The sequence below is a fragment of the Pseudochrobactrum lubricantis genome, assembly GCF_041929865.1.
GTDB classification, from domain to species: domain Bacteria; phylum Pseudomonadota; class Alphaproteobacteria; order Rhizobiales; family Rhizobiaceae; genus Pseudochrobactrum; species Pseudochrobactrum saccharolyticum.
Window position 1 is genome coordinate 274,074 of sequence record NZ_JBHEEE010000001.1, and the last position, 22,943, is coordinate 297,016.

Annotated in this window: 18 protein-coding genes and 1 tRNA gene; 14 read left to right on the top strand and 5 right to left on the bottom strand. The window is 52.3% G+C overall.

Annotated features, from left to right (window positions below; all coding sequences use genetic code 11):
• Positions 1-121: 121 nt before the first annotated feature.
• Genes JNC80_RS01175 through JNC80_RS01185 form a run of 3 tightly spaced genes read right to left on the bottom strand, consistent with a single transcriptional unit; the run spans position 122 to position 3,929 of the window.
• Positions 122-1,975, bottom strand: a complete 1,854-nt coding sequence (locus JNC80_RS01175) for a glycosyltransferase family 2 protein (RefSeq protein ID WP_306401935.1) — start codon at positions 1,973-1,975, stop codon at positions 122-124.
• Entirely contained in the window at positions 1,972-2,958 is a 987-nt protein-coding gene (gene galE / locus JNC80_RS01180; RefSeq protein ID WP_022709478.1) for a UDP-glucose 4-epimerase GalE, read from the bottom strand. The genes JNC80_RS01175 and galE overlap by 4 nt, the downstream gene beginning before the upstream one ends.
• Positions 2,955-3,929, bottom strand: a complete 975-nt coding sequence (locus JNC80_RS01185; protein WP_376709620.1) for a UDP-glucuronic acid decarboxylase family protein — start codon at positions 3,927-3,929, stop codon at positions 2,955-2,957. Before JNC80_RS01185 ends, galE begins: the two co-directional genes overlap by 4 nt.
• A 368-nt stretch (positions 3,930-4,297) precedes the next feature.
• Between JNC80_RS01185 and JNC80_RS01190 the strand changes: the two genes are divergently transcribed.
• From JNC80_RS01190 to JNC80_RS01245, 12 genes are all read left to right on the top strand, one after another.
• The gene (locus tag JNC80_RS01190; protein WP_376709249.1) at positions 4,298-4,684 is read left to right on the top strand and encodes a hypothetical protein; all 387 of its coding nucleotides are present in this window, start codon (positions 4,298-4,300) and stop codon (positions 4,682-4,684) included.
• A 75-nt stretch (positions 4,685-4,759) separates the two neighbouring features.
• Positions 4,760-5,467: a helix-turn-helix transcriptional regulator gene (locus JNC80_RS01195; RefSeq protein ID WP_376709250.1), complete on the top strand. Its 708-nt coding sequence runs from the start codon at positions 4,760-4,762 to the stop codon at positions 5,465-5,467.
• 233 nt (positions 5,468-5,700) lie between these two features.
• Positions 5,701-5,774 (top strand) — tRNA-Cys (locus tag JNC80_RS01200).
• Positions 5,775-5,842: 68 nt separating this feature from the next.
• Entirely contained in the window at positions 5,843-6,520 is a 678-nt protein-coding gene (locus JNC80_RS01205) for an MOSC domain-containing protein (protein WP_376709251.1), read from the top strand.
• Between the two features lie 73 nt (positions 6,521-6,593).
• Positions 6,594-8,030 (top strand): MocR-like pyridoxine biosynthesis transcription factor PdxR, encoded by a 1,437-nt coding sequence (gene pdxR / locus JNC80_RS01210; protein WP_376709252.1) that lies wholly within the window; start codon positions 6,594-6,596, stop codon positions 8,028-8,030.
• Positions 8,031-8,216: 186 nt separating this feature from the next.
• The gene (locus JNC80_RS01215) at positions 8,217-9,110 is read left to right on the top strand and encodes a MurR/RpiR family transcriptional regulator (RefSeq protein WP_075654260.1); all 894 of its coding nucleotides are present in this window, start codon (positions 8,217-8,219) and stop codon (positions 9,108-9,110) included.
• The gene (locus JNC80_RS01220; protein WP_376709253.1) at positions 9,091-10,968 is read left to right on the top strand and encodes a dipeptide ABC transporter ATP-binding protein; all 1,878 of its coding nucleotides are present in this window, start codon (positions 9,091-9,093) and stop codon (positions 10,966-10,968) included. The genes JNC80_RS01215 and JNC80_RS01220 overlap by 20 nt, the downstream gene beginning before the upstream one ends.
• Positions 10,969-10,987: 19 nt before the next feature.
• Entirely contained in the window at positions 10,988-12,517 is a 1,530-nt protein-coding gene (locus tag JNC80_RS01225) for a glutathione ABC transporter substrate-binding protein (protein ID WP_376709254.1), read from the top strand.
• A 115-nt stretch (positions 12,518-12,632) separates the two neighbouring features.
• Complete coding sequence (gsiC, locus tag JNC80_RS01230; RefSeq protein WP_022710155.1) at positions 12,633-13,553, top strand: glutathione ABC transporter permease GsiC; 921 nt, start codon at positions 12,633-12,635, stop codon at positions 13,551-13,553.
• Entirely contained in the window at positions 13,550-14,434 is an 885-nt protein-coding gene (locus tag JNC80_RS01235; protein WP_022710156.1) for an ABC transporter permease subunit, read from the top strand. The genes gsiC and JNC80_RS01235 overlap by 4 nt, the downstream gene beginning before the upstream one ends.
• Before the next feature lie 64 nt (positions 14,435-14,498).
• Positions 14,499-15,440 carry an isoaspartyl peptidase/L-asparaginase family protein gene (locus JNC80_RS01240; RefSeq protein WP_376709255.1) on the top strand — a complete coding sequence of 314 codons (942 nt, stop codon included), beginning with the start codon at positions 14,499-14,501 and terminating at the stop codon, positions 15,438-15,440.
• Positions 15,441-15,666: 226 nt separating this feature from the next.
• Complete coding sequence (locus JNC80_RS01245) at positions 15,667-16,776, top strand: SbmA/BacA-like family transporter (RefSeq protein ID WP_022710158.1); 1,110 nt, start codon at positions 15,667-15,669, stop codon at positions 16,774-16,776.
• Between the two features lie 58 nt (positions 16,777-16,834).
• Here the strand turns inward: JNC80_RS01245 and pepT are convergent, their stop codons facing one another.
• Together pepT and JNC80_RS01255 are read right to left on the bottom strand one after the other, a co-directional pair.
• On the bottom strand, positions 16,835-18,070 hold the full coding sequence (pepT, locus tag JNC80_RS01250) for a peptidase T (protein ID WP_376709256.1): 1,236 nt from the start codon (positions 18,068-18,070) through the stop codon (positions 16,835-16,837).
• Positions 18,071-18,289: 219 nt separating this feature from the next.
• Positions 18,290-19,888: an ABC transporter substrate-binding protein gene (locus JNC80_RS01255; RefSeq protein ID WP_376709257.1), complete on the bottom strand. Its 1,599-nt coding sequence runs from the start codon at positions 19,886-19,888 to the stop codon at positions 18,290-18,292.
• A gap of 504 nt (positions 19,889-20,392) precedes the next feature.
• On the opposite strand from JNC80_RS01255, the gene JNC80_RS01260 reads away from it, so the two are divergent.
• On the top strand, positions 20,393-20,992 hold the full coding sequence (locus JNC80_RS01260) for a DUF922 domain-containing Zn-dependent protease (protein WP_376709258.1): 600 nt from the start codon (positions 20,393-20,395) through the stop codon (positions 20,990-20,992).
• A gap of 445 nt (positions 20,993-21,437) precedes the next feature.
• Positions 21,438-22,859, top strand: coding sequence for a M20 family metallopeptidase (locus JNC80_RS01265; RefSeq protein ID WP_376709259.1), 1,422 nt, complete (start codon positions 21,438-21,440; stop codon positions 22,857-22,859).
• Positions 22,860-22,943: the final 84 nt, after the last annotated feature.

Consider the following 22,943-nt stretch of genomic DNA (forward strand, 5'->3'; position numbering starts at 1 on the left):
CGCCTCCCTGTTATAATTTCCTAGAGCATGTCAGTTTTGACTAAATCCGATGAAATGCTCTATCTCTTTGTTTTTGCTTGCATCTTATCCGAAAACCGCTTCCCGCTTTTCGGGATACGCTCTAATCTTCCGATATGTTTGCTGATGTGTCTGAGCGCCAATGCGGGCTGAATGTGGTTATGCGCAGCGATTGTCCGCCGACACCGGCACCGGCTGCCGAATAACGTTCTTCGAAAAGCCGGACATGTTTTGCGCCCAAGGCAAGCACTTCGAGGCTTTCACGTCCCCGTTCAAAAGTTGCAAATCCGGGCAGAATGATAAGGGTCAGAATGGTCGCCAATAGAACCGGACGATAATAGCGTGTGGTCATACGCACTTTGTTTTCCACACTGTGCCGGACAAGCACCACGATCATCAGCACCGCATAAATCACACTGTTGAAAATGGCGAAGAGATAAAATCCGCGGCTTTCACCGGCATCAGACACCAAAAGCACAGCAAAAACAGAACCAAGCGCAATGATTGCATAAGGCACCAGAACCCTGAAAGGCAGTGGATCAACCTCGGATGTTCCCTTCGGCGTGACGCGGAAGTCAACAAAAGATCCGGTCATCCAGTCGCGCAATGCCGCAAGTGTTCCTGCCAGTGCCCAAGGCCAGCGGGCAAGCAAAAAGAGTATGCCTTCCCAGCTCAGAATTTGACTATTTACAGGTCTGAATGTTCCGGTTGCCCGCCAGCGATAGGCGAAAACCAGAAGGATCAGCGACATCGGCAGAAAATGCGTCAAAAATTCAGGATATGTGACAGCAACAAAAGGCTTACCGCGAATGAGCGCAATAACCGGCATGGCAAAGAGTGTTGCAGTCAACAGCGAAGACAGCGGATACCAAAATTGTGAGAACAAAAATGAAAACCGCAAACGGGGTGTCAGGCGCGGGATCAGATCCGGTGAATATTGCAGCAGGATCATTACAATGCTGCGTGCCCACTGAAATTCCTGCGTAATCAGGTCGCCGAAAGTGCGCGGGCCATCGCCATGCGCAATGGCATCAATCGCATGGACACCACGCCAGCCATAGGCATTCATCATCAGCGTTGTGGAATGGTCTTCAGCCAGTTCCGGTCCGAGCCCGCCGATTTCCCTGAGAGCCACAGTACGCACGGCATAATGAGAACCGATACACATCGGTGCGAAACCGCCGCTATAGCCTGCTTGCAAGCATCCATGAAAATTCGCTTCTGCAATGAGACGCCCGCGTGCCGACCAGCTTTCCGCAGCATTGCGGTCACAAATACTGGGTGCGGAAACATAACCGACAGCCGGGTCGGCGAAAGGCCGCAACATCTGCCAGAGATAATCCGGTTCAGGCACATGATCGGCATCAAGCTGCGCAACAAAATCATAGCGCTCATAGCCGTAATGATCATAGAAAAACGCGAGATTGCCTTCCTTGCAGCGTGTACGGCGCGGCCATGTCTGCCGGTGATAATCGGCGCGGCCTTTGCGTGTCGATACGAAAACTCCGTGTTCACGGCACCATGCCAGTGTTTCCGGTGACGGATCTTCATCCGCAAGCCAGGTATCATGCGGCTGTGTCTGCGCCAGCATCGCCAGCAGTGTTTCAGCAACAATGGGAAACGGCTCTGACGGCGCTTTGGTCACAACCATAGCGATCCGGCTGTTCTGCGGTATACGCAAAGCACCGACAGGCTTTACCGCAAAGTAAAACATGACCAGAAAATAAGCAGGAATCAATGTTAACCATGCCAGCGCCGCGGTTGTGATAATCGTTCCGAAAGTGCTCACATGATGCTCAGGCTGCAGCCACCAGACCCAGAAATAGATGAAAGCTGCCAGCCATATGGCAACACCGGCAATATATTCTGTCCGTCTGTAGCCCTGAAATACGGATACCAGCAGCGGTTCACCATTCAGAGTGAAGGACTTCTGTCTGTTGATGGCAGGACGTGTCATGATCTCGCCTCCAGTCCGAAGAAAGGAGCCGCAGTCCGGACGATTGTTTCCAGATCCGAATATTGCGGTTCAAAACCAAGCATATGGCGCGCAAGAGCGGGATCGGCATAAAGAGCCGGCGGGTCACCTGCGCGACGCGGACGAATAATGATGGGGACCGGACGGCCGGTTACCTTGTCGATCGTATTGAGAATTTCGCGGATAGAGGAGCCGCGTCCTGTCCCGAGATTGACAGCAAGATTGTCACCGCCACCAGCAAGATAATCGTAAGCCAGAACATGGGCGCGGGCGAGATCAGTGACATGAATATAGTCCCGCACACAGGTGCCGTCCTCAGTGTCATAATCATCTCCGAAAATCTCAAGCTGTGCGATTTTTCCGGCTGCGGCCAGCAGCGCGCGGGGGATGAGATGGGTTTCCGGATCATGCCACTCTCCCAGCTCACCTTCCGGATCAGCACCGCAGGCATTGAAATAGCGCAAAGCCACATAGCGCAGCCCGAAAGCCGAGGCATAGTCAGCCAGCATATGTTCAGCAATCAGCTTGGTCTGACCATAAGGACTGACAGGGATCTGAGCGGCAGTTTCCGCAACCGGCAAATTTGCCGGCACGCCATAAGTGGCGCAGCTCGAAGAAAAGATCACCTTATCCAGCCCTGTCTCGCGACAGGCATCCAGTAAAGACAAAGTTCCGCAGACATTATTACGGTAATATTTTGCAGGGTCTGTAACGGATTCCCCGACATAGGCGGACGCAGCAAAATGAATAACAGCAACCGGCATATAACGCAGGATCGTTTCCGTCAGCAGCATCGTGTCCAGAATATCGGCCTGAACAAGAGGGCCATAGCGCACGGAAGACCGGTGCCCCGTGGACAAATTGTCATAAACAACCGGCTCAATGCCCCGGAATTTCAGAAGCTTGGCTGTATGGCTCCCGATATAACCGGCACCGCCCGTAATCAGAATGCGCTTTGCTGTCATCTGGCCATCTCCCGTAATCTGTTGCCGGAGAGGCTCAGACGGCTGTCAAAATAGGTGATCGTCTTTTCCAGACCTTCGGTCAGCTGCACCTGCGGCTGCCAGCCCAGTTCACGCATTGCAAGCGAGATATCAGGACGCCGCTGACGCGGGTCATCGACAGGCAGCGGATGATGAACAATACGCGAGCGTGAACCTGTCAGATCAATCACGATCTTCGCCAGTTCACCGATCATAAACTCACCGGGATTGCCCAGATTAATCGGTCCTGTCACCGATGCATCAGCCGCCATCAGACGGACAAAACCTTCGATCAGGTCATCCACATAGCAGAAGGAACGGGTCTGGGTGCCGTCACCGTAAATCGTAATGTCCTCGCCCTTCAGCGCCTGAACAATAAAATTGGAAACCACACGTCCGTCGTCCGGTCGCATATTCGGACCGAAAGTATTGAAAATCCTGACGATTTTTATTTCTGTGTCATAGGCTTTGTGAAAGTCGAAAAACAGGGTTTCCGCACAGCGCTTTCCCTCATCATAGCAGGAGCGCGGGCCGAACGGATTGACATTGCCCCAATAGGTTTCAACCTGCGGATGAATATGCGGGTCGCCGTAAACCTCTGATGTTGACGCTTGAAAAATGCGGGCATTATAGCGGGCAGCCAGTGTCAGCAGATTATACGCGCCCAGCACACTGGTCAGCGTTGTATGTACAGGATCGGCCTGATAATGCGGCGGTGATGCGGGACAAGCGAGATTGTAAATCTCATCCGCTTCCAGATCGAACGGCTCAACAATATCATGATCAATAACACTGAAAGTGTCATAACCAAGCAGATGCATAATATTCTGCTTGCTGCCGGTCGAGAAATTATCAACGCAGATAACCCGATGGCCTGAACGGAGGAGACGCTCACAGAGATGCGAACCGAGAAAACCGGCTCCGCCTGTAACAATAATCTGCTTATGTAATATATCCGACTGAACAGCATAAAGCTCACGTACAGGTGTTCTGCCAGACTGATTACCAATATGTTGATTAAGTTCACTCATCTTCAACTCCATCAAATTTATCTTTAAATCTGCATTGATGTAAAAAGAAATTTAATGAAATTACTTAAGTAAACCTACTAAAAATACTCAAAGTATAAACGGAATTTTAACAAAATTACTTTCATATACTATATACCGCTCTGTCAGAGGATTGTCGTTATCGCTGCATCCTGAAAATTATCATTTCGTACATTTCTTATTTGATATGATAAGATATTGCTTGAGGATGATGTGCTGAGAGATTTCACAGGCTTTCACTGCTAAGAAATGCAGTGGACGGGAGGAACCGGATGCATAAGCAGTCTGACACTCCGGAAGGAAACCCTGACCGGCTGAGAGCTGAAGCAACATGGCCGCAGGTTGAGCGCCGCCGCTTTCCCCGCACCGGTCAGGATGTTCTTGAGCCGGTGATCATTCCTTCAACCGCACCGCCTTTACCGTCGCTGCATTTTTCCACGCAGGACCTGCCTCCCGAAGAGCAATTCGAGGCATGGCGCGCTTATATGCGACCGATTATTGATGTCCGTTTGCCGGACAATGTTCTGCCTGAGGACGGATTTTTTGCGTGTCATACTGTCTGGCATTTCGGGAAAATGCTGTTTGTCCGGCAACAGAGCGATGCCTATAGTTACGCCCGCACGGCTGCACAATTGCGCTACAGCCCGATTGATCACTGATATCTGGGATTAAGACGCAGCGGACAGGCATGGACGGAGGTTGACGGCAAAGTTATTAAAACCGGCTCGGGTCGCGTGGCTTTCCGTACACTCGGACACCCCTATCGGGGGCGCTGCACCAGTTCTGAAATTGTGCTGCTCTATATGCCTTACAGCCTGTTTTCCGGCGAGGCCGGTCTATTCAAGTCTGTCAATAATTCCATCCTGTCAGGAACGCTTGCCACGCTGCTGGCGAATTTTCTGGCTCAGGTTGAAACACATCTGCCCTCGCTGACACTGGATGATCTGCCTGGTATTGTACAAACAATCAGGAATATGATTGTGAACGGCGTTGAGCCCTGTGTCCGTCCAGACCATGACCATCCAGGTCAAATCGGCTTCGGCACCATGGAACGGGTGCATCACTACATTCATCACAATCTTCACGATCCGCAACTCACAGCAGAGAAAATCTGCCGGTCGGTCGGCATATCCCGTACGCGGCTTTATCAGCTGTTCGAGTCCCATGGCGGCGTTCTGAATTATATCCGCAAACAGCGCCTGCAAGCGGCCTATGAAACATTGCAGGATCCGGCCAATCAGGACAGAATTCTCGACATTGCCCAAACGGCCGGTTTTGATGTTGCCGCAAATTTCACCCGCGCATTCACCAATGAGTTCGGCGTCAGCCCGAGCAAAGTGCGCAAAAACCTATCCGCACCGCATCCGGAACCGACAGATTTTCCTGTCCCGAACAGCAAACAGGTCAGTTTTGAGAACTGGCTGCGCAATCTCGACCTGTAATAAAAGCAACGAGAGAAACAATACGACAATAACAGGCCGGTTGACTGACAGATATACTGACTATTCTGGTTTTTTATTCTGTATTTCTATGCATCGCACATCGCCACCGGCCTGTTCAGAATATAAAAACCGGACCATCCGCTTTACCCTGAACAGCATTATTCAGGAGACGGTTTTACAAAACATCCTCCCAAGATATTTTGAAAACTGCACGATCCTAAGCCCCAAGATCAGGCCGAATGGCGGAGAGGTTACGCAACGGATTGCAAATCCGTTCAGCTTGGTTCAAATCCAAGGTCGGCCTCCATTTCTGACCAATATCAGTCATAATATTGGTCAGAAATGGCTCTCTCCTTACGCCCAGAGAACGCAAATATGATTTCGATAAATACAGTTCTGACCGGTTCCGTTGCCCCGCTTGGCCCCCGCGAAGCCCCCAGTGCAATTGCAAAAACCCCGTCGCAGGGCAAGAACTGGCTCGGCACAGAAGGTTTCACCAAGGATGCACAAGGCGATCGCAAGCATCACGGCGGGCCGGAAAAAGCTGTTCATCATTATGCCTATGAACATTATGCGGTCTGGAGGCAGGAAATCGGCGAGCGGGATGTCTTGCAACAGGCAGGCGCGTTCGGTGAAAATATTTCGACCACCGGCCTGACAGAAGAGACTATTGCAATCGGGGACATATTTCAGGCTGGCGATGCCATTATTCAGGTCAGTCAGGGGCGTCAGCCCTGCTGGAAGCTTAATTTCCGCTTTGATACCGGTGACATGTCCCTGCGTGTGCAACGCAGCGGCCGAACCGGCTGGTATTATCGTGTTCTGCAGGAGGGCTTTGTTGAAGCCGGCGATACATTACGGCTGATTGAGCGCCCCTCACCTGACTGGACCATCCGCAAGGCATGGCATATTTTATATGTCGATACGCTGAACTTTGCAGAACTGGCTGTGATGGCTGATCTTGAACATCTTGCGCAGAACTGGCGCGATTATGCCGTTAAGCGACTGGCTACACGAAAAACGGAGGACTGGTCACGCCGTCTGCAAGGCTGACCGGCGTCTGAAGCCTCTCTTCCGCTCTAATATGGAACAGGCAGTATCCTGCCTTTATCAATTCAGGTCTGTGATGAGAAAAAGTACTGCACTTGCAATCGAAGTCTCTGCCCGCGAACGGGAACCGATTTTTCTGGCCTTAGCCCGCTCTATTATCGGCGAGATTGAACGCGGCCGCCTCAAACCCGGCGCGGCTTTGCCCGGCACACGTTCGCTGGCGCAAACACTCAAACTCAACCGCAATACTGTTGATGCGGCCTATCACGAACTGACAATGCAGGGCTGGCTTTCAGCTGAACCATCGCGCGGCACCTTTGTTTCCCATGACCTGCCGGACGTTTCCGGCTCAGGAAAAACAACAACGGCCGGTAAACAGCCCTCTCCCGTGAACAGCAATCTGCCGCTTTTTACGCTCAAATTTTCTGACGGCGCACCGGATGCGCGCCTGCTGCCGACAACCGCCTTTGCGCAGGCTTTCCGCCGTGCACTGACAAGCACCAATTTCACCCATGGCGGCTCCTATAGTGATCCGGCAGGCAATAAATCACTGCGGGAAAATCTTTCAGCCTATCTGAATGTCGAGCGCGGTCTGGTGGCAACTGAGAAAGATATCCTCATTACCAGAGGCAGCCAGATGGCGCTGTTTCTGGCTGCAAAAGCAATCATTGAGCCCGGCACAAAAATTGCCGTTGAGCAACCGGGTTATCCTTTGGCATGGTCGGCATTTCGTGCAGCAGGCGCAGAAATCTGCGGCATAGCGGTGGATGAAGGCGGCATTGATGTTGATGCTCTTGAGGCACTTGCCCGACAAGACCCGCAGCTCAAAGCCGTTTACCTGACACCGCATCATCAATATCCGACAACCGTCACACTCGGAGCCGCAAGACGGCTGCGCCTGTTTGATATTGCACAGCGTTACGGTCTGGTCATTATCGAGGATGATTATGACAATGAATATCGCTATGACGGCCGCCCTGTCCTGCCACTAACCGCGCGTTCCGGCAAGGAACTGCCGGTTATCTATCTCGGCTCCCTGTCCAAGGTTCTGGCTCCGGGCATTCGTATCGGCTATGCCGTTGCACCGGCGAATATTCTCAGGCGGATGATCCGGCACCGTGAGGCGATTGACCGGCAAGGCGATCTGCCGCTGGAACTTGCCCTAAGTGACCTGCTCGCTGACGGCACTATCAAGCGCCATGCCCGCAAAGCCCGCCGGATTTATCACGCAAGACGCGACTTTCTCGCCGGACAGTTGCAAAACCTGCTCGGCGATGACGGCCGGTTCTCGCTTCCGGCCGGTGGTCTGGCCATCTGGTTCAGACTCAATCAGGGGTTTTGTGCACAAACATGGTCTGAAAATGCTGCCCGCTCCGGCCTCTCCGTCTTGCCCGGTGCACATTTTGAGCTGGATAAAAGCCGTGCCACACAGGCTTTCCGCATTGGCTTTGCCAATTCAAGTGAAGCCGAACTCGCACGGATGGTGCAGATATTGGCGCGGTCAAAAGCCTGATATAACAAAGCCTTCGGCTCCCTCTCTGTTGAACCTGTTTCATGCCGCTGTTCCCATCCGAACAGCGGCTGAATTTCATTCTGCATCGTAGAAATTTATTTCTGTGACACTTCGATGAAAAAGATTTTCATTTTGAATCTTTTTTGATAGGATTTTTTTCGGGAGAATAATGAGGGGGAAAGATCGGTGAATCTACCGGCGCTTATTGAAGCACAGTGGTCACGCCTGACAGCCAATCAGCAGAAAATTGCTGATTTCGTGCTGACGAACCCCTTTCCGGTTGCCACAATGGGCATTGAAGAGCTGGCAACAGCCACCGAAACCTCCACCGCCACCATCACACGTTTTGTCAAAGCTCTCGGCCTGAACGGTTTTACCGAATTTCGCGCCCATGCTGTGCAGGGTTATCAATCCTTGCTGAAGCCGGTTGAAAATATCGACCGCGCCCGTCACATTCCGCCGCGCCGTGTGATTAAAGACGCCTTCAAGAATGCCCTTTCACAGGTGCAGACTGTTGCAAAGCAAGCGGATAATCCGGTCTGGGAAAGCGCTGCCATGCGTATCCAGAACGCCCAGCGCATTGCATTCTTAGGCTTTGGTGTCAGCGGCAATCTGCTCCAGCTTTTTGCCGACAGGCTGCTGCCTTTCAGCCGTGCGCAGGTCATGCTGACCGGTGAGAACGGCATGGAACGGGTCGCTCTTAAAATCGCAGGCCTCGGCCCTGAAGACCTGCTGATCGCCATGGCATTGCCACGCTATTCACAACACACAGTCGATTTTATGAAGCTCGCCCGTGGTCGCGGCACCTATTGCATCGCGGTTACAGACGGAGCGCATTCTCCGCTTTGCGCCCTCAGCCATGAGCAGATTTTCATTCCGGCGGATCATCCGGTTCTGCACAGTTCCGGCATTGCCGCACTTGCTGCTTTTGAAACTATTCTCGCCGTTCTGGCGGCCCATCATCAGAGCGTGTCCGATGCCGTATCGATGACACGCTTTCTCATGCCCTATTTTTATGCGGATGATGAACAGCATCCGCAGTCCAAAACGAGGACCACGGATGTCAGTGAAGCCGAGTAACCCGCAAACAGCACCGGTTATCCGCGTTGAAAATATCAGCGTTGATTTCAAAGGTGATGAAAGCACATTCCGTGCGGTTAAAAACCTGTCTTTCGAGATCAAGGCCGGAGAAACACTGGCTGTGGTTGGTGAATCCGGTTCCGGCAAATCCGTAACCTCGCTGGCAATCATGCGTCTGGTGGAAAGCGGCGGCGGCAAGATTACCGAAGGCGGCATCCACTTTACCGGCAATGACGGTGTTACCACCGACCTCACCAAACATTCCCTGAAGGCGATGGAAAAGATCCGCGGCAATGATATTGCCATGATCTTTCAGGAACCGATGACCTCGCTCAATCCGGTCTTTACCGTTGGCGAGCAGATTGCAGAAGCTGTGCGCCTGCACCAGAATTGCTCTGCTTCAGAAGCGCGTGCAGAAGCACTGCGCATGCTGGAAAAAGTCCGTATTCCCGATGCGGCACGCCTGCTTGACCGCCACCCGCATCAGCTTTCCGGTGGTATGCGCCAGCGCGTGATGATTGCGATGGCACTGTCCTGCAAACCGAAACTGCTGATCGCGGATGAGCCGACCACAGCGCTTGACGTGACCATTCAGGCACAGATTTTGCGTCTCATCCGCCTATTGCAGGAAGAGATGGGCATGGCTGTGCTGTTCATCACCCATGATATGGGTGTGGTGGCAGAAGTAGCCGACCGCGTTCTCGTGATGCGTCACGGTGAAAAAGTCGAAGAAGGCACTGTAGAGGACGTTTTCAAGTCGCCGCAGCATCCTTATACCCGTGCTTTGCAGGCTGCTGTGCCGCGTCTTGGTGCGCTGAATGGTGAAGACCTGCCGCGCCGTTTCCCTATGCTCAAAACCGATCATGCAGACGGTAAGCCTGCTGAATTTGAAGTCTCCCCGCCGCAGGACACCATCAAATCCGACGAACCAGTGCTGAAAGTGCGCGATCTCGTCACCCGTTTTGATATCCGCCGTGGTTTCTTCTCCAAGCTGGCCGGTCGTGTACACGCGGTTGAACAGGTCAATTTTGATCTGCGTCAGGGCGAAACTCTGGCACTTGTCGGTGAATCCGGCTGCGGAAAATCCACCACCGGCCGCACTCTGATGATGCTGCAGGAAGCCACATCCGGCTCGGTACACTATCGCGGCAAGGATATTTTCAAGCTGAGCGGCGCTGAGAAACTCGCCGTTCGCCGCAAGATCCAATATGTGTTTCAGGATCCGTTTGCCTCGCTCGATCCGCGCCTGACCGTCGGCTTCTCTATTGCCGAGCCGCTCATTACCCACGGCCTTGCCAAGGGCAATGAGATTGAGGAGCGGGTTGTGCAATTGCTGCGCGATGTCGGCATGCAGCCGGAACATGCGCGCCGCTATCCGCATCAGTTCTCCGGCGGCCAGCGTCAGCGTATCTGCATTGCCCGCGCTCTGGCCGGTGATCCGGATATTCTGATTACGGATGAGGCTGTGGCCGCACTGGACGTTTCCATTCAGGCGCAGGTCATCAATCTGATGATGGAATTGCAGGAAAAACGCGGGTTGTCCTATATTTTCATCAGCCATGACATGGCCGTGGTTGAACGCGTCTCGCACCGTGTTGCCGTGATGTATCTCGGACAGATTGTTGAAATCGGCCCGCGCCGTCAGATTTTTGAAAATCCGCAACATGCCTATACCCGCCGTCTGCTCTCTGCGGTGCCGATTGCTGATCCGGCACGGCGCGACCGCAACAGACCGCTGATTGAGGGCGAAATCCCAAGTCCGGTGCGCAAGCCCGACGATATGCCTGTTGTCAAACCATTGGTTGAGGTGGAACCCGGCCATTTTGTAGCCCGCCACCCGATCGGTGATTTTAAATAATAAGTGGAAGGAGAGACTAATGAAACTGAAATCAATTCTGCTGTCATCGGCATTAGCTGCCGCTGTCATGCTTCCGGGCACCGTATGGGCGAAATCGCTCACCGTTGCTGTTCAGGACAACCTGACCGGTCTTGACCCTGCTGTGGTCAATGACACCCTGTCCCAGACCTCGCTGCGTCTGATCTATCAGGGTCTGTTCGGCTTCGACAAGGATATGAAACTGATCCCGCTTCTCGCTGAAAGCTATGAAGCCAATGAAAATGCCACCGAGTTTACAATCAAACTGCGCAAGGGCATCAAATTCCATGACGGCACAGATTTCAATGCTGCTGCCGCCAAGTTCAACATCGACCGTCTTGCCAATCCGGATAACAAACTGTCCCGCCGCAGTCTTGTTTCCATGGTTAAGGAAGTACAGGCCGTTGATGATTCAACCATCAAACTGACCCTCAAAGAGCCTTTCGGTGCCATGGTTGCCTCTCTCGCCCATCCGGGCGCGATGATGATTTCTCCGGCAGCGCTGGAAAAATTCGGCAAAGATATCGACCGTAATCCGGTCGGCACCGGCCCGTTCACTTTCAAACATTGGGCTGCTGATACACTGGAAGTCGTGAAAAACGACAATTACTGGAAAGAAGGCATGCCGAAAGTTGACGGCGTGACCATCTGCTCCGTTCCGGAATCCGGCGCCCGTTTTGCGATGTTGCAGACCGGCGAAGCTCAGTACATTCCGACATTCCCGACTGAACTGATGAAGGCAGTCGAAAACAATCCGAATGTTCAGGTCGAAGCGACACCGTCGATCGTCGAAACCTATGTCGCCATGAACAATCTGAAGAAGCCGTTTGATGATCTGCGCGTGCGTCAGGCTCTGAACTATGCCGTTGATAAAGACGCTTTCTGTAAAGTTGTTTCCAATGGTTACTGCTCACCGGCAGATTCCATCATTCCTTCGGCTCTGGCATTCCATGTGAAGGCCGGTGACTACACTTTCAATCTCGACAAAGCCAAAGAGCTGATGAAAGAAGCAGGCCTCGAAGCCGGTTTTGAAACAGAAGTCTGGGCTGCCTCCAATACCGGTTCCCTGCGTGCCGCGCAGTTCATCCAGCAGCAGCTGGCGCAGATCAATGTAAAGGTCAATGTCGTGCCGCTTGAAGCCGGTGTTGCCGCGCAGAAAGTCTGGGGCGTTGATAAGCCTGAAGATGCAACTGTGCAGCTGTATTACGGCGGCTGGTCTGCTTCGACCGGTGATGCTGACTGGGGTATTCGCCCGCTGCTTTACGGTCAGAGCTTCCCGCCTGCAATGTTCAACGTCGCATATTATAAAAATCCGAAGGTTGATGCTGCGATTGAAGCAGGTATTGCAACTGCAGATCCGGCAAAACGTGCTGAAGCCTATGCGGAAGTGCAGAAGCTTGCTTGGCAGGATGCACCGTGGATTTTCCTTGGTGTAGGCCAGAATATTGCTGCCAAGAGCAAAAGCCTGTCAGGCGTTTATATGCTGCCTGACCGCGGCTTCCTGCTCGAAGATGCCGCTTTTGCTGAATAATCGCATCTGAAAGCGAGTGCTGACCGCTATTTGACGCGTATCTTATCCGAAAACCGCTTCGCACTTTTCGGGATACGCTTAATACGGTCAGCACAGTTTTTCAGAAAGGAAATCCATGTTTGCCTATCTGATCAAACGGCTGTTGGCCACTGTCCCTGTCATTGCGATGGTGATGGTCTGCGTTTTTGCCTTCGTGCATATGTTGCCCGGTGATCCTGCCCGCCTTGTTGCCGGCCCTGAAGCCAGCGCTGAAGATGTCGCCGTTGTGCGCTCCTCGCTCGGGCTTGATAAACCGCTGCCTGAACAGTTCGTCCGCTATTTTACCCGCGCTGTGCAGGGCGACTTCGGCATTTCGCTGAAAACCCGCCGCACTGTTGCGGAAGAAATCGGCGCCCGCCTGATGCCGACCGTCTGGCTGACCTTGTTCGCCATGCTCTGGTCAACGGCTCTCGGCCTGCTGATCGGCGTTGTCTCCGCTGTCAAACGCGGCAAATGGCCTGATTATGCGGGTATGATTATTGCGGTTTCCGGTATTTCCTTTCCGCCTTTCTGGCTCGGCCTGCTACTTATCAACCTGTTTTCCGTCCATCTCGGCTGGTTCCCGACCGGCGGCTACGGCACATGGCAGCATTTTGTCATGCCGTCCTTTACGCTCGGCGTCGGTGTTGCGGCAGTTATGGCACGTTTCACCCGCTCTTCCTTCATCGAAATTGCCCGTGAAGATTATGTCCGCACTGCGCGCGCCAAAGGTGTGCCGGAACGCCGTGTGATCTGGAAACACTCCCTGCGCAATGCGCTGATCCCGATCATCACCATGGTCGGCCTGCAATTCGGCTTCCTGCTCGGTGGTTCGATTGTGGTTGAGAGCGTGTTCTCATGGCCGGGTCTCGGCCGTCTGCTGGTCGATTCAGTGTCCTATCGTGACTATCCGGTCATTCAGGCGCTGATCCTGCTGTTCTCGCTGCAGTTCATTTTCATCAATATGCTGGTTGATGTGCTGTATGCTTTCGCAAATCCGGAGATCCGCTACAAATGAGTGCGACAACTGTTGTGGTGGAACCCACCGAAAAAATGCGCAAGCCTTTGGCTGAATTCTGGCGCCGCTTTAAAAAACAAAAAGTGGCTATGGTTGCGCTTATCTTCATCATCACACTGGTGTTGATGGCTATCTTCGCGCCGTTTGTTGCCCCTTATGATCCGACAATTCCGGATTATAATGCTGTGCTGCAAGGGCCGAGTGCCGCCCATTGGGCAGGTACGGATACCTATGGCCGCGATATTTTCAGCCGTATCATCTGGGGCGCACGGATTTCACTGTCCGTCGGCTTCCTGTCCGTGACACTGGGTGCTCTGGTGGGCGTCTCGCTCGGCATCATTTCCGGCTATTACGGCCGCTGGATTGACTCCGCCGTGATGCGTCTGTGCGATCTGCTGCTGGCCTTTCCGGGTATCCTGCTGGCGATTGCCGTTATCGCTATTCTCGGACCTGGCATCACCAATGTGATCTATGCGGTTGCGATCTTCTCGATTCCGGTTTTTGCCCGTCTTGCCCGCGGTACAACTTTGCAGCTCAAGCGCACTGTCTATGTGGATGCCTCGCGTGCCATCGGGGTTAAAGACCGAGTGATCATGCTGCGCCACATTCTGCCGGGCACACTGCCAAATGTGATCGTCTATTTCTCCATGCGTATCGGGACATCCATTCTGACTGCGGCATCCCTCTCCTTCATCGGTCTGGGCGCACAGCCGCCAAGCCCTGAATGGGGTGCCATGCTGGCAGACGGTCGCTCCTATATGGGCGTTGCCGACCATTTGACCCTGTTTCCGGGCATTGCGATTTTCGTAACCGTTCTGGGTTTCAACCTGTTTGGTGATGGTCTGCGCGACGCATTGGATCCGAAACTGCGCTCTGACTGATGAAGTTACGCCGTCTCAATTGAGACGGCGTTCTCATGACAGCTTTCAATATCTGAGGAATACCATGTCTGAAACTACTCCTGTAATTGCACTCCACGGCGGTGCAGGCACGATCCTGAAATCCAACATGACACCGGAACGGGAAGCCGCCTATCATGCAGGTCTCAAAGCCTGTCTGGAAGCCGGCCTGAAAATTTTGCATGAAGGCGGCAGCGCACTTGATGCAACCACTGCAGCCGTTATGGCGCTGGAAGACAATCCACTGTTCAATGCCGGTCGCGGCGCGGTTTATACCACTGATGCTACCCATGAGATGGATGCTGCCGTGATGGACGGTGCGACCCGTGCCTGCGGTGCGATCACCGGCATTTGCGGCCCGCGTCATCCGGTGCTGGCAGCCCGTGCAGTCATGGAACAGACCGAGCATGTGTTCCTCGCCGGTAACGGTGCCAAGCGCTTCTGTGAAAATGCCGGTCTGGAAATGATGGAGCCGGAATGGTTCGGCACCCAGCAGCGTCTGGATGCGCTGAAAGCGGAAATGGAACGCCGCCGTCTTGGTCTTGCGGATGATGGTGATCCGGCACGCAAACACGGTACAGTCGGTGCGGTTGCGCTCGATAAAAATGGCCATATTGCTGCTGCGACTTCCACAGGTGGCATGACCGCGAAAACACCGGGTCGCGTGGGCGACAGCCCTGTGATCGGTGCCGGTACATGGGCGGATGACAAAACCGCTGCAATTTCCGCAACCGGTCATGGCGAATATTTCATTCGCTGGGCGGTTGGTCATGAAATTGATGCGCGCATGCGCTGGGCAGGCCAGAGCCTTGCACAGGCTGCAGGCGATGTAGTGCAGGAACTCGGTGAACTCGGCGGCTCCGGCGGCCTGATCGCCGTTGATGCCAAAGGCAATATCGAACTGCCGTTCAACAGCCCCGGCATGTATCGCGCATGGTGCGGTGCGGATGGTGTCATCCATACCGGTATTTACGGCAAAGAAGACTGATCTTCCTACTCAGTTCTGAAGAGACAATCCCCCGACCAGTAATGGTTCGGGGGATTTTTTTGCTCGTCGTTTCTATCATTGATGAAATTGCAGCGTATTTTTTTCAATGGCCGCTCTGGATCGTCTCCCCGAATTCTATTACTTTGCAGTCAGCCTAAAATTACAGGGTCATTAGAGCGCCGTGCATCCCATTGGGCGCACAAAGGTCGCTCTAAGATTTTAAATTATGCAGCAGCTGAAAGAAGTCATTTCGGTGCCACATCAACAAGACCCTCAGAGCGACAGCCACCTACCGGATATTCCATTTTTCACGCAACTCGGCATTCTTCGCAGACTTCTGAACTCATCGGAAGAGTTTCTGAAACTGGCAGCCATGTCTGTTACGCTGTTGCTGATTTTGCTGGCAACCGCCTATGGGCAGGTAACGCTCAATCAATGGAATGTACCGTTTTATAATTCCATTGAGCAACGGGATGTGCCGGAATTTATCCGGCAGTTGCAGATCTTTGTCTTCATTGCTGCCGGATTGCTGGTGCTCAATGTTGCACAAAACTGGTTCCAGCAAACGCTTTCCGTGGTGATGCGTAAAGCCATTGTCAAAAACCTCCTTGATTGCTGGCTGCATGGCAATAAGGCATCTAAACTCGATAAGACCGGTTTTTATGCGCAAAATCCCGACCAGCGCATCCATCAGGATACAAGACAGCTGGCGGATTCAACCACGGGGCTGACAATCGGCTTCATTCAGTCTTCTATTCTGTTATTCAGTTTTATCGGCATCCTGTGGAATGTGTCGGAAGGTTTTGTATTCCGCTATAACGGCTACGAATTTTCACTGCCGGGCTATATGGTCTGGGCGGCCATTCTCTATGTTGGTCTTGCGTCTGCCCTCAGCCGTTTAGTGGGGCGCGGGCTGGTCAAACTGAACGCTGCCCGTGAAGCGCAGGAAGCAGAATTCAGAACCGCTCTTGTTAAGATTATTAGTGAAAACGATAATTACCCGATGGCCAATGAGAGCGAACGGAAAATCGGCTTTTTGCGCGGCAAATTTCAAGGCCTGTATTCCAGCATAAAAAAGCTGATCCTCATGGAGACCAATCTCACATGGATTTCATCAGGCTTTGGCTGGATGGCCATTGTGGTGCCGATATTGGCTGCCGCCCCGATCTATTTTTCCGGCGGCTTGAATTTCGGCGGGCTGATGATGACAGTCGGCGCGTTCAATCAGGTCTATTCGGCTCTGCGCTGGTATGTGAATAATTATCAGGCCATTGCGGAATGGCGCGCGCATCTGCTGCGTATTACCGGCTTCCACACATTGTTACTGACCGAATAAAAACAGGCGCGGTCTTCTTCCGCGCCTGTAACATTCATAACTGTGTTCGTATGTTTAATCAGCGTTTAGCCGCTGCTGCGCGTTTCAAAATCTCAATCACCATCTCCGAGGCCTTGTTCAGTGAAGCCACCGGCAGGAACTCGTAGATCGAATGGAAATTATGCGCACCGCAGAACAGGTTCGGGCAAGGCAGACCTTTTTCTGACAGAACTGCACCGTCATAACCACCGCGCATCGGAATGGCATAAGGTTCGACACCAATAGCTTTCATCGCTTCCAGAGCCAGTTCAACCGGATAGAAATTATCGCCCTTCAGGCCTTCGGCAGCATTGGGATACATCGGACGATATTCAACCGATACTGTGCCCTCACCATGCAACTGATTAAAACTTGCGGCAAGCGTGTCGATAAAGTTACGGCGCTTATCATAGCCCTCTACCGTAAAATCGCGGATATCAACCACGATTTTGGCAGATGCCACGCTGCCCTGAATAGCTTTGACCCAGTAATAGCCTTCACGATTTTCCGTATGTTCCGGCCTTTCACCCGCCGGCAGCATACCAATATATTGCTGGGCATAGAGAATAGCATTGCGCAGCTTGCCCTTGGCCGACATCGGATGAGCAGGCTGGCCGCGGAAAGTGATGTGGAACTCACCGGCATTCCAGTTTTCATAGACAATTTCACCCACTGCACAACAGTCCAGCGTATAGGCGAAATCCGCATTGAGGCTCGGTACATCCAGTGCTTTCGCGCCAAGCAGACCGATCTCTTCATCCGGCACAAACACGACTTTAACCTCGCCATGCTCAATCTGCGGATTATCCTGCAACACCTGCATCGCATGCATGACTTCAGCGATCGCTGACTTGTTATCCGCACCCAGCAGGCTGGTGCCGTCTGTCACGATAATACGGTCACCTTCATAATTTTTCAGCTCCGGAAATTCCTCAACGCGCATCACAATATCAAGCGCTTTATTGAGGACGATATCCCCGCCCTGATACTCCACCACATGCGCCTTGGTATCAGTGGTATATTCACCGCTGGTATCCATATGGGCGACCCATGCGATCACCGGTGCCTGACGGCCGGCATCTTTGATATTGGACGGCAATGTACCAACCACGATGGAATGATCTCTCATTTCCACGTCCAGTCCCAGATCACGCAGCTCGCCTGCCAACAGATTGGCGAGTTCAGTCTGACCGCTGCTCGACGGCAATTTCCCCGCATCGGATACGGCTGTGGTATTAATACGGGTATAGTTCAGAAAGCGTTCAACAATATCCATCGGATTCTTTTACCTCATACCAAGGCGGCTCAAGATGCTAACGCATCACGCCTTGAAAATGTTCAATCACCACACGGGCTTAACCAAAGTCCAATGAGTTTTACTCAATGAACTTTGGTATCAGCTTACAGTTTCATTTCATCTTGCAGAAATGGCGCCGGTGACGGCGCCATTGATTTTGAAACAAGTGCTCACCAAAAACGGGTAAGATCGTGTTGCTTATTCTTCGATATCAACATCTTCAAAGAGATAACCGCCGAAAGGATCGATACGGAAATCTTTGACTTTCTTGCTGACCGGCTGTTCCATTACCTGATGGGCAATCGTCAGCCACGGAGCCTGTTCTTTAAAGATCACCTGCGCCTGCTCGTAAAGCTTGGTGCGTTCTGCCTGATCCGTGGTCAGTTTCGCTGCCTGAATAAGCTTTTCGAAATCAGCATTACACCAGTTGGCACGGTTACTGCTGCCGACAGCTTCACAACCCAGCAAAGCTGCAAGGAAGTTGTCCGGATCAGCCATACCACCGGTCCAGCCGAGCATGACTGCACCGTCACGGTCTTTTTCCAGCGAGCGTTTCAGATACTCGCTCCAGTCATAGGAGACGATCTCAGCTTTAACACCAACTTTTGCCAGATCAGCCTGCATTGATTCCGCTGCACGGCGGGCATTCGGCATATAAGGACGCTGCACCGGCATTGCCCAGATCTTCATCGAAAGATCTTTAACACCGGCCTCTTCAAGAAGCTTGCGCGATGCTTCAATATCATAGGCATCGTCTTTAACGTCTTTATTATAGCCCCAAACACCCGGAGGCATTGCGTTGACCGCAACCATACCGGTTGAACCGAATACGGCATCAATGATCGCCTGTTTGTTGATCGCCATATTCAGCGCTTTACGCACGCGCACATCGTCGAATGGTGCAACAACAGTGTTGTACGCCATGAAAGCAATGTTCAGGCCTTCTTTACGCTGCACTTCAAGCGAGGTATCCGCTTTCATCTCATCAATATCCGCTGGGTTCGGATAAGCGATGATATGGCATTCGCCAGCCTTCAGCTTCTGATAACGCACGGAAGCATCTGGTGTGATCGCGAAAATCAGATTGTCGATCTTCTGTTTGCCACCCCAGTAATCAGGATTGGCCTGAAAACGCACAGCGCTATTTGCCTGATAATCCACATATTGATACGGGCCGGTACCAACCGGCAGCTGGCTCAGCTGATCGGTTTTGCCTTCTGCCACCAATTGATCCGCATATTCTTTGGACTGGATTACAGCAAAGGTTAGCGACAGCGAAGCAATCATTGTTGCTTCCGGACGGTTCAGCACGAACTTAACCGTATAATCGTCGATCTTCTGGATTTCTTTAATCAGTGTCGGGAAAGAATAGGCACCATATTGCGGCCATGTCCCCTTGCCGTAAAACGGATTTTCTTTGTTACCCTGACGGTCAAAGCTGAAAATCACGTCATCCGCGTTGAATTCGCGGGTTGGTGTGAAATAGCTGGTCGTCTGGAATTTTACGCCTTTGCGAAGAAAGAAAGTATATTCCTTACCATCTTCCGAAATTTCCCAGCGCTCGGCCAGACCCGGTTCCAGTTCTGTTGAACCGCGCTTGATTTTAATCAGACCGTTGGACACGTTACGCGCCGAAGCGTCATAAGTTGCACCTGATGTGGTGGTTGCCGCATCAAAATTGTCCGGTGCCGCTTCAGAGCAATAAATCAGTGTTTTTGCTGAAGCCTGAGCAGAGGCCATTCCGCCGAGCAGCAAAGCAAGTGCTGTCGCCGAAAGCGCCTTTTTATAAATATTCATACTGGTATTCCCCATTCCATCCGGCAGACAAAACCTCTCTGTTCAAGTAACCAACAGAACTGCCTTGCCTGTTCATTTTACGCGCATCCCGAAAACTGTTTCACAGTCTTCAGACTACGCTCTTAGTCCGGTCACAAAGTGATTGATGACCGGAGTTAAGTGATTCCGTATCGTGATAGTGGAACGATCTCTGCCCGAGTGCCATTGATAATTTTGAATAAAATCACAATCATCCCAACTAAATCAGGGGAGGCTCAGAACCGGTGAAACGGGAGACCGGCTTGTCGCCATTCGAATGATGCTTTCACTGATGCGATCCATTCCGGCAAAAATACTCGATCTTTTTACTTTGCGCATATGTTATCCGATCGAAGCGGGATAAAAAAACAGTCCAGTGGACTGTTTTTCCCGCGAAGGCGCTTCACACTTTTCGGGATACGCTCTAGGTATAGACACGCCGGTTCCGGCATTCTTTCAACAATGTCGGTCAAACCGGAAGATAACATGTCTGTTAAAAGTATTTTCTTCACCCTGCTTGCAACCGGCACAATCTGGGCGGGCAGTGCACAAGCTGAATGGCAGGCGATTGAGAAGGTGGAAACCTATTCTGTCTCCGGCACAACAGGCCCCGAGCTCTATGCTTCCATCGGCCAAAAAGGTCCGCAGATCGGCAAAAACAGACGCACCATTGCACATACAAATTTCACCCTGCTCTGGTCGCGCAAATATAAAACCGATGATGGCAACTGCACTTTGGTTTCCGCCAAACCAAAACTGACAATTACATATACATTGCCTAAACCGGCGCAAAAGCTACCGCCGGAGACTGCCGCGCTCTGGGCAACATTCTATGCCGGCATTGAAAAACATGAACATATTCACGGCGATTACATCAAAGAAATGGTGCAGAAAATTGAAACGGCCACCGTCGGGATGTCCGTTGCCAATGATCCGAAATGCACCAAATTCAAAACAGAGCTGAATAAAGTACTCTCGGAACTGTTTCAGGAACAGCGCCAGCGCGGCCGCGATTTTGACCGTTCAGATATGGCACAGGGCGGAAATATTCATCAGCTGATCCTCGGGCTGGTCAACGGCCACTGAATCACGACCACTTTATACATCCGTCAAAACTGACCATTATGCTTATTCTCAGCCTGAAACAGTGTTCAAAAGCGCTGTTTCACGCCCGTTTCGGCACATCAGTCATCCATATTGGCAAATAATGCCGTCTTTTTGAGCATTATTGTGCCTGTACTCTGCCATTTCGTCACTGTAGTTATCAGCGCGCAGAAAGAGGAGGTTGTCTGCAACGGAGGATATTCCAGACCCGCATGCTGTCTTTATACAGCCCGTATCAGCATCAAACTATGTTGAACGGCAGCTTTTGATGTAATCAGCACTTGTAAGCGGGGCCAAGGAATTTTATCAGCACTCAATAATAAGTTGTAATACCCCTTCACCTTCCCAGTCTGAACGGGTAAACGAGCATAGCACGACACTATCCGTAAAGGATGCAGCGCGTGTCAGGATCAAACGGAGCAGGCAATTGAAAAATCATTCTGATATCTGGGATATCGTTGAAGAGAAAAGCCCTGCCTATTTTGATCTGAGTGATACAGTCTGGGACAATCCTGAAACCAATTACGAAGAATATAAAGCCAGCGATGCCCATGCGCAGATGCTGATGGATGAAGGTTTTCGCGTAGAGCGCGGTATTGCCGGTCTGCCGACCGCCGTTATGGGCGAAGCCGGTGAAGACGGCCCTGTCATTGCTATTCTCGGTGAATTTGATGCCCTGCCCGGCCTGAGCCAGATTGCCGGTCTGGCAGAACCGCAGGAAATTGAGCGCGGCGGCCATGGTCATGGCTGTGGACATAATCTGCTCGGCTCGGGTTCGCTCCTCGCAGCCTCTGCGCTGAAAGACTATCTGGCAGAAAACGGTATCAAAGGCCGCGTGCGTTATTACGGCTGCCCTGCGGAAGAAGGCGGTTCAGCCAAAGGCTTCATGGTTCGTGAAGGCCTGTTTGATGATGTGGATGTCGCCTTCTGCTGGCATCCCGCTCCTTTTGCCGGTGTCAATGATCCGGTTTCTCTGGCCTGCAATGAAATCAGCTTCCATTTTACCGGCCGCGCAGCCCATGCCGCATCCGCCCCGCATCTCGGCCGCAGTGCGCTGGATGCCGTGGAGCTGATGAATGTCGGCGTCAATTATATGCGCGAGCATATGCCTTCCAGCGCCCGTATCCATTATGCTGTTACCGATACCGGCGGCATTGCACCGAATGTTGTGCAGGCCAAAGCCACTGTGCGTTACCTGATCCGCGCGCTCAGCCTGCCGGAAATGCAGACATTGCTGGAACGCGTTCGTAAAATTGCACAGGGTGCAGCCCTGATGACGGAAACCTCCGTGCGTGATGAGATCATCAGCGGTGATGCCAATCTGATCGGCAATTCAACCCTTGAACAGCTGATGCAGATCCAGCTGGAACGTCTCGGCGCACCTGTTTTTGACGAGCAGGACACAAAGACTGCCCGCGAATTTCAGGACACTCTGAGCAAAGAAGATATCTCGGATGCTTTCCGCCGCTTTGGTGTTGAGCCGAAAGACGGCCTTGCCCTATGCGAAGAGGTCTATAAGCCGTATAACGGGGATAATTCCCTTGTCGGCTCTACCGATGTGGGCAGTGTAAGCTGGGTGGTACCAACTGTGCAAATGCGCGGTGCGACCTGCGCAATCGGCACGCCGCTGCATTCATGGCAAATGGTGGCGCAGGGTAAATTGCCTGCCGCCCATAAAGGCATGGCACATGCAGCGAAAATCATGAGCAGCACCGCTGCAGAATTGTTCCGCAATCCGGAACATATTACAGCGGCCAAAGCAGATCATAAAAAACGCCTCGGCGGTACAGTTTTCATCAATCCGATACCGGATGATGTGCAGCCTGCCCTCCCCGTGCAAAAAGCATAGTCAGCGGGCTACAGGAATCCATTATGACAACCATTTTTCTCATCTCTCCTTCTATTCACACGCAGTTTCGGACGGAAAACCAGT

Excerpts from the sequence above, each read along its gene's own strand:
- JNC80_RS01245 (WP_022710158.1), top strand. The coding sequence starts at position 15,667 with ATGCAGCAGCTGAAAGAAGTCATTTCGGTGCCACATCAACAAGACCCT.
- JNC80_RS01260 (WP_376709258.1), top strand. The coding sequence starts at position 20,393 with ATGTCTGTTAAAAGTATTTTCTTCACCCTGCTTGCAACCGGCACAATC.
- JNC80_RS01255 (WP_376709257.1), bottom strand. The coding sequence starts at position 19,888 with ATGAATATTTATAAAAAGGCGCTTTCGGCGACAGCACTTGCTTTGCTG.
- JNC80_RS01220 (WP_376709253.1), top strand. The coding sequence starts at position 9,091 with ATGTCAGTGAAGCCGAGTAACCCGCAAACAGCACCGGTTATCCGCGTT.
- JNC80_RS01235 (WP_022710156.1), top strand. The coding sequence starts at position 13,550 with ATGAGTGCGACAACTGTTGTGGTGGAACCCACCGAAAAAATGCGCAAG.
- galE (WP_022709478.1), bottom strand. The coding sequence starts at position 2,958 with ATGACAGCAAAGCGCATTCTGATTACGGGCGGTGCCGGTTATATCGGG.
- JNC80_RS01205 (WP_376709251.1), top strand. The coding sequence starts at position 5,843 with ATGATTTCGATAAATACAGTTCTGACCGGTTCCGTTGCCCCGCTTGGC.
- gsiC (WP_022710155.1), top strand. The coding sequence starts at position 12,633 with ATGTTTGCCTATCTGATCAAACGGCTGTTGGCCACTGTCCCTGTCATT.
- JNC80_RS01190 (WP_376709249.1), top strand. The coding sequence starts at position 4,298 with ATGCATAAGCAGTCTGACACTCCGGAAGGAAACCCTGACCGGCTGAGA.
- JNC80_RS01240 (WP_376709255.1), top strand. The coding sequence starts at position 14,499 with ATGTCTGAAACTACTCCTGTAATTGCACTCCACGGCGGTGCAGGCACG.
- pdxR (WP_376709252.1), top strand. The coding sequence starts at position 6,594 with ATGAGAAAAAGTACTGCACTTGCAATCGAAGTCTCTGCCCGCGAACGG.
- pepT (WP_376709256.1), bottom strand. The coding sequence starts at position 18,070 with ATGGATATTGTTGAACGCTTTCTGAACTATACCCGTATTAATACCACA.
- JNC80_RS01175 (WP_306401935.1), bottom strand. The coding sequence starts at position 1,975 with ATGACACGTCCTGCCATCAACAGACAGAAGTCCTTCACTCTGAATGGT.
- JNC80_RS01225 (WP_376709254.1), top strand. The coding sequence starts at position 10,988 with ATGAAACTGAAATCAATTCTGCTGTCATCGGCATTAGCTGCCGCTGTC.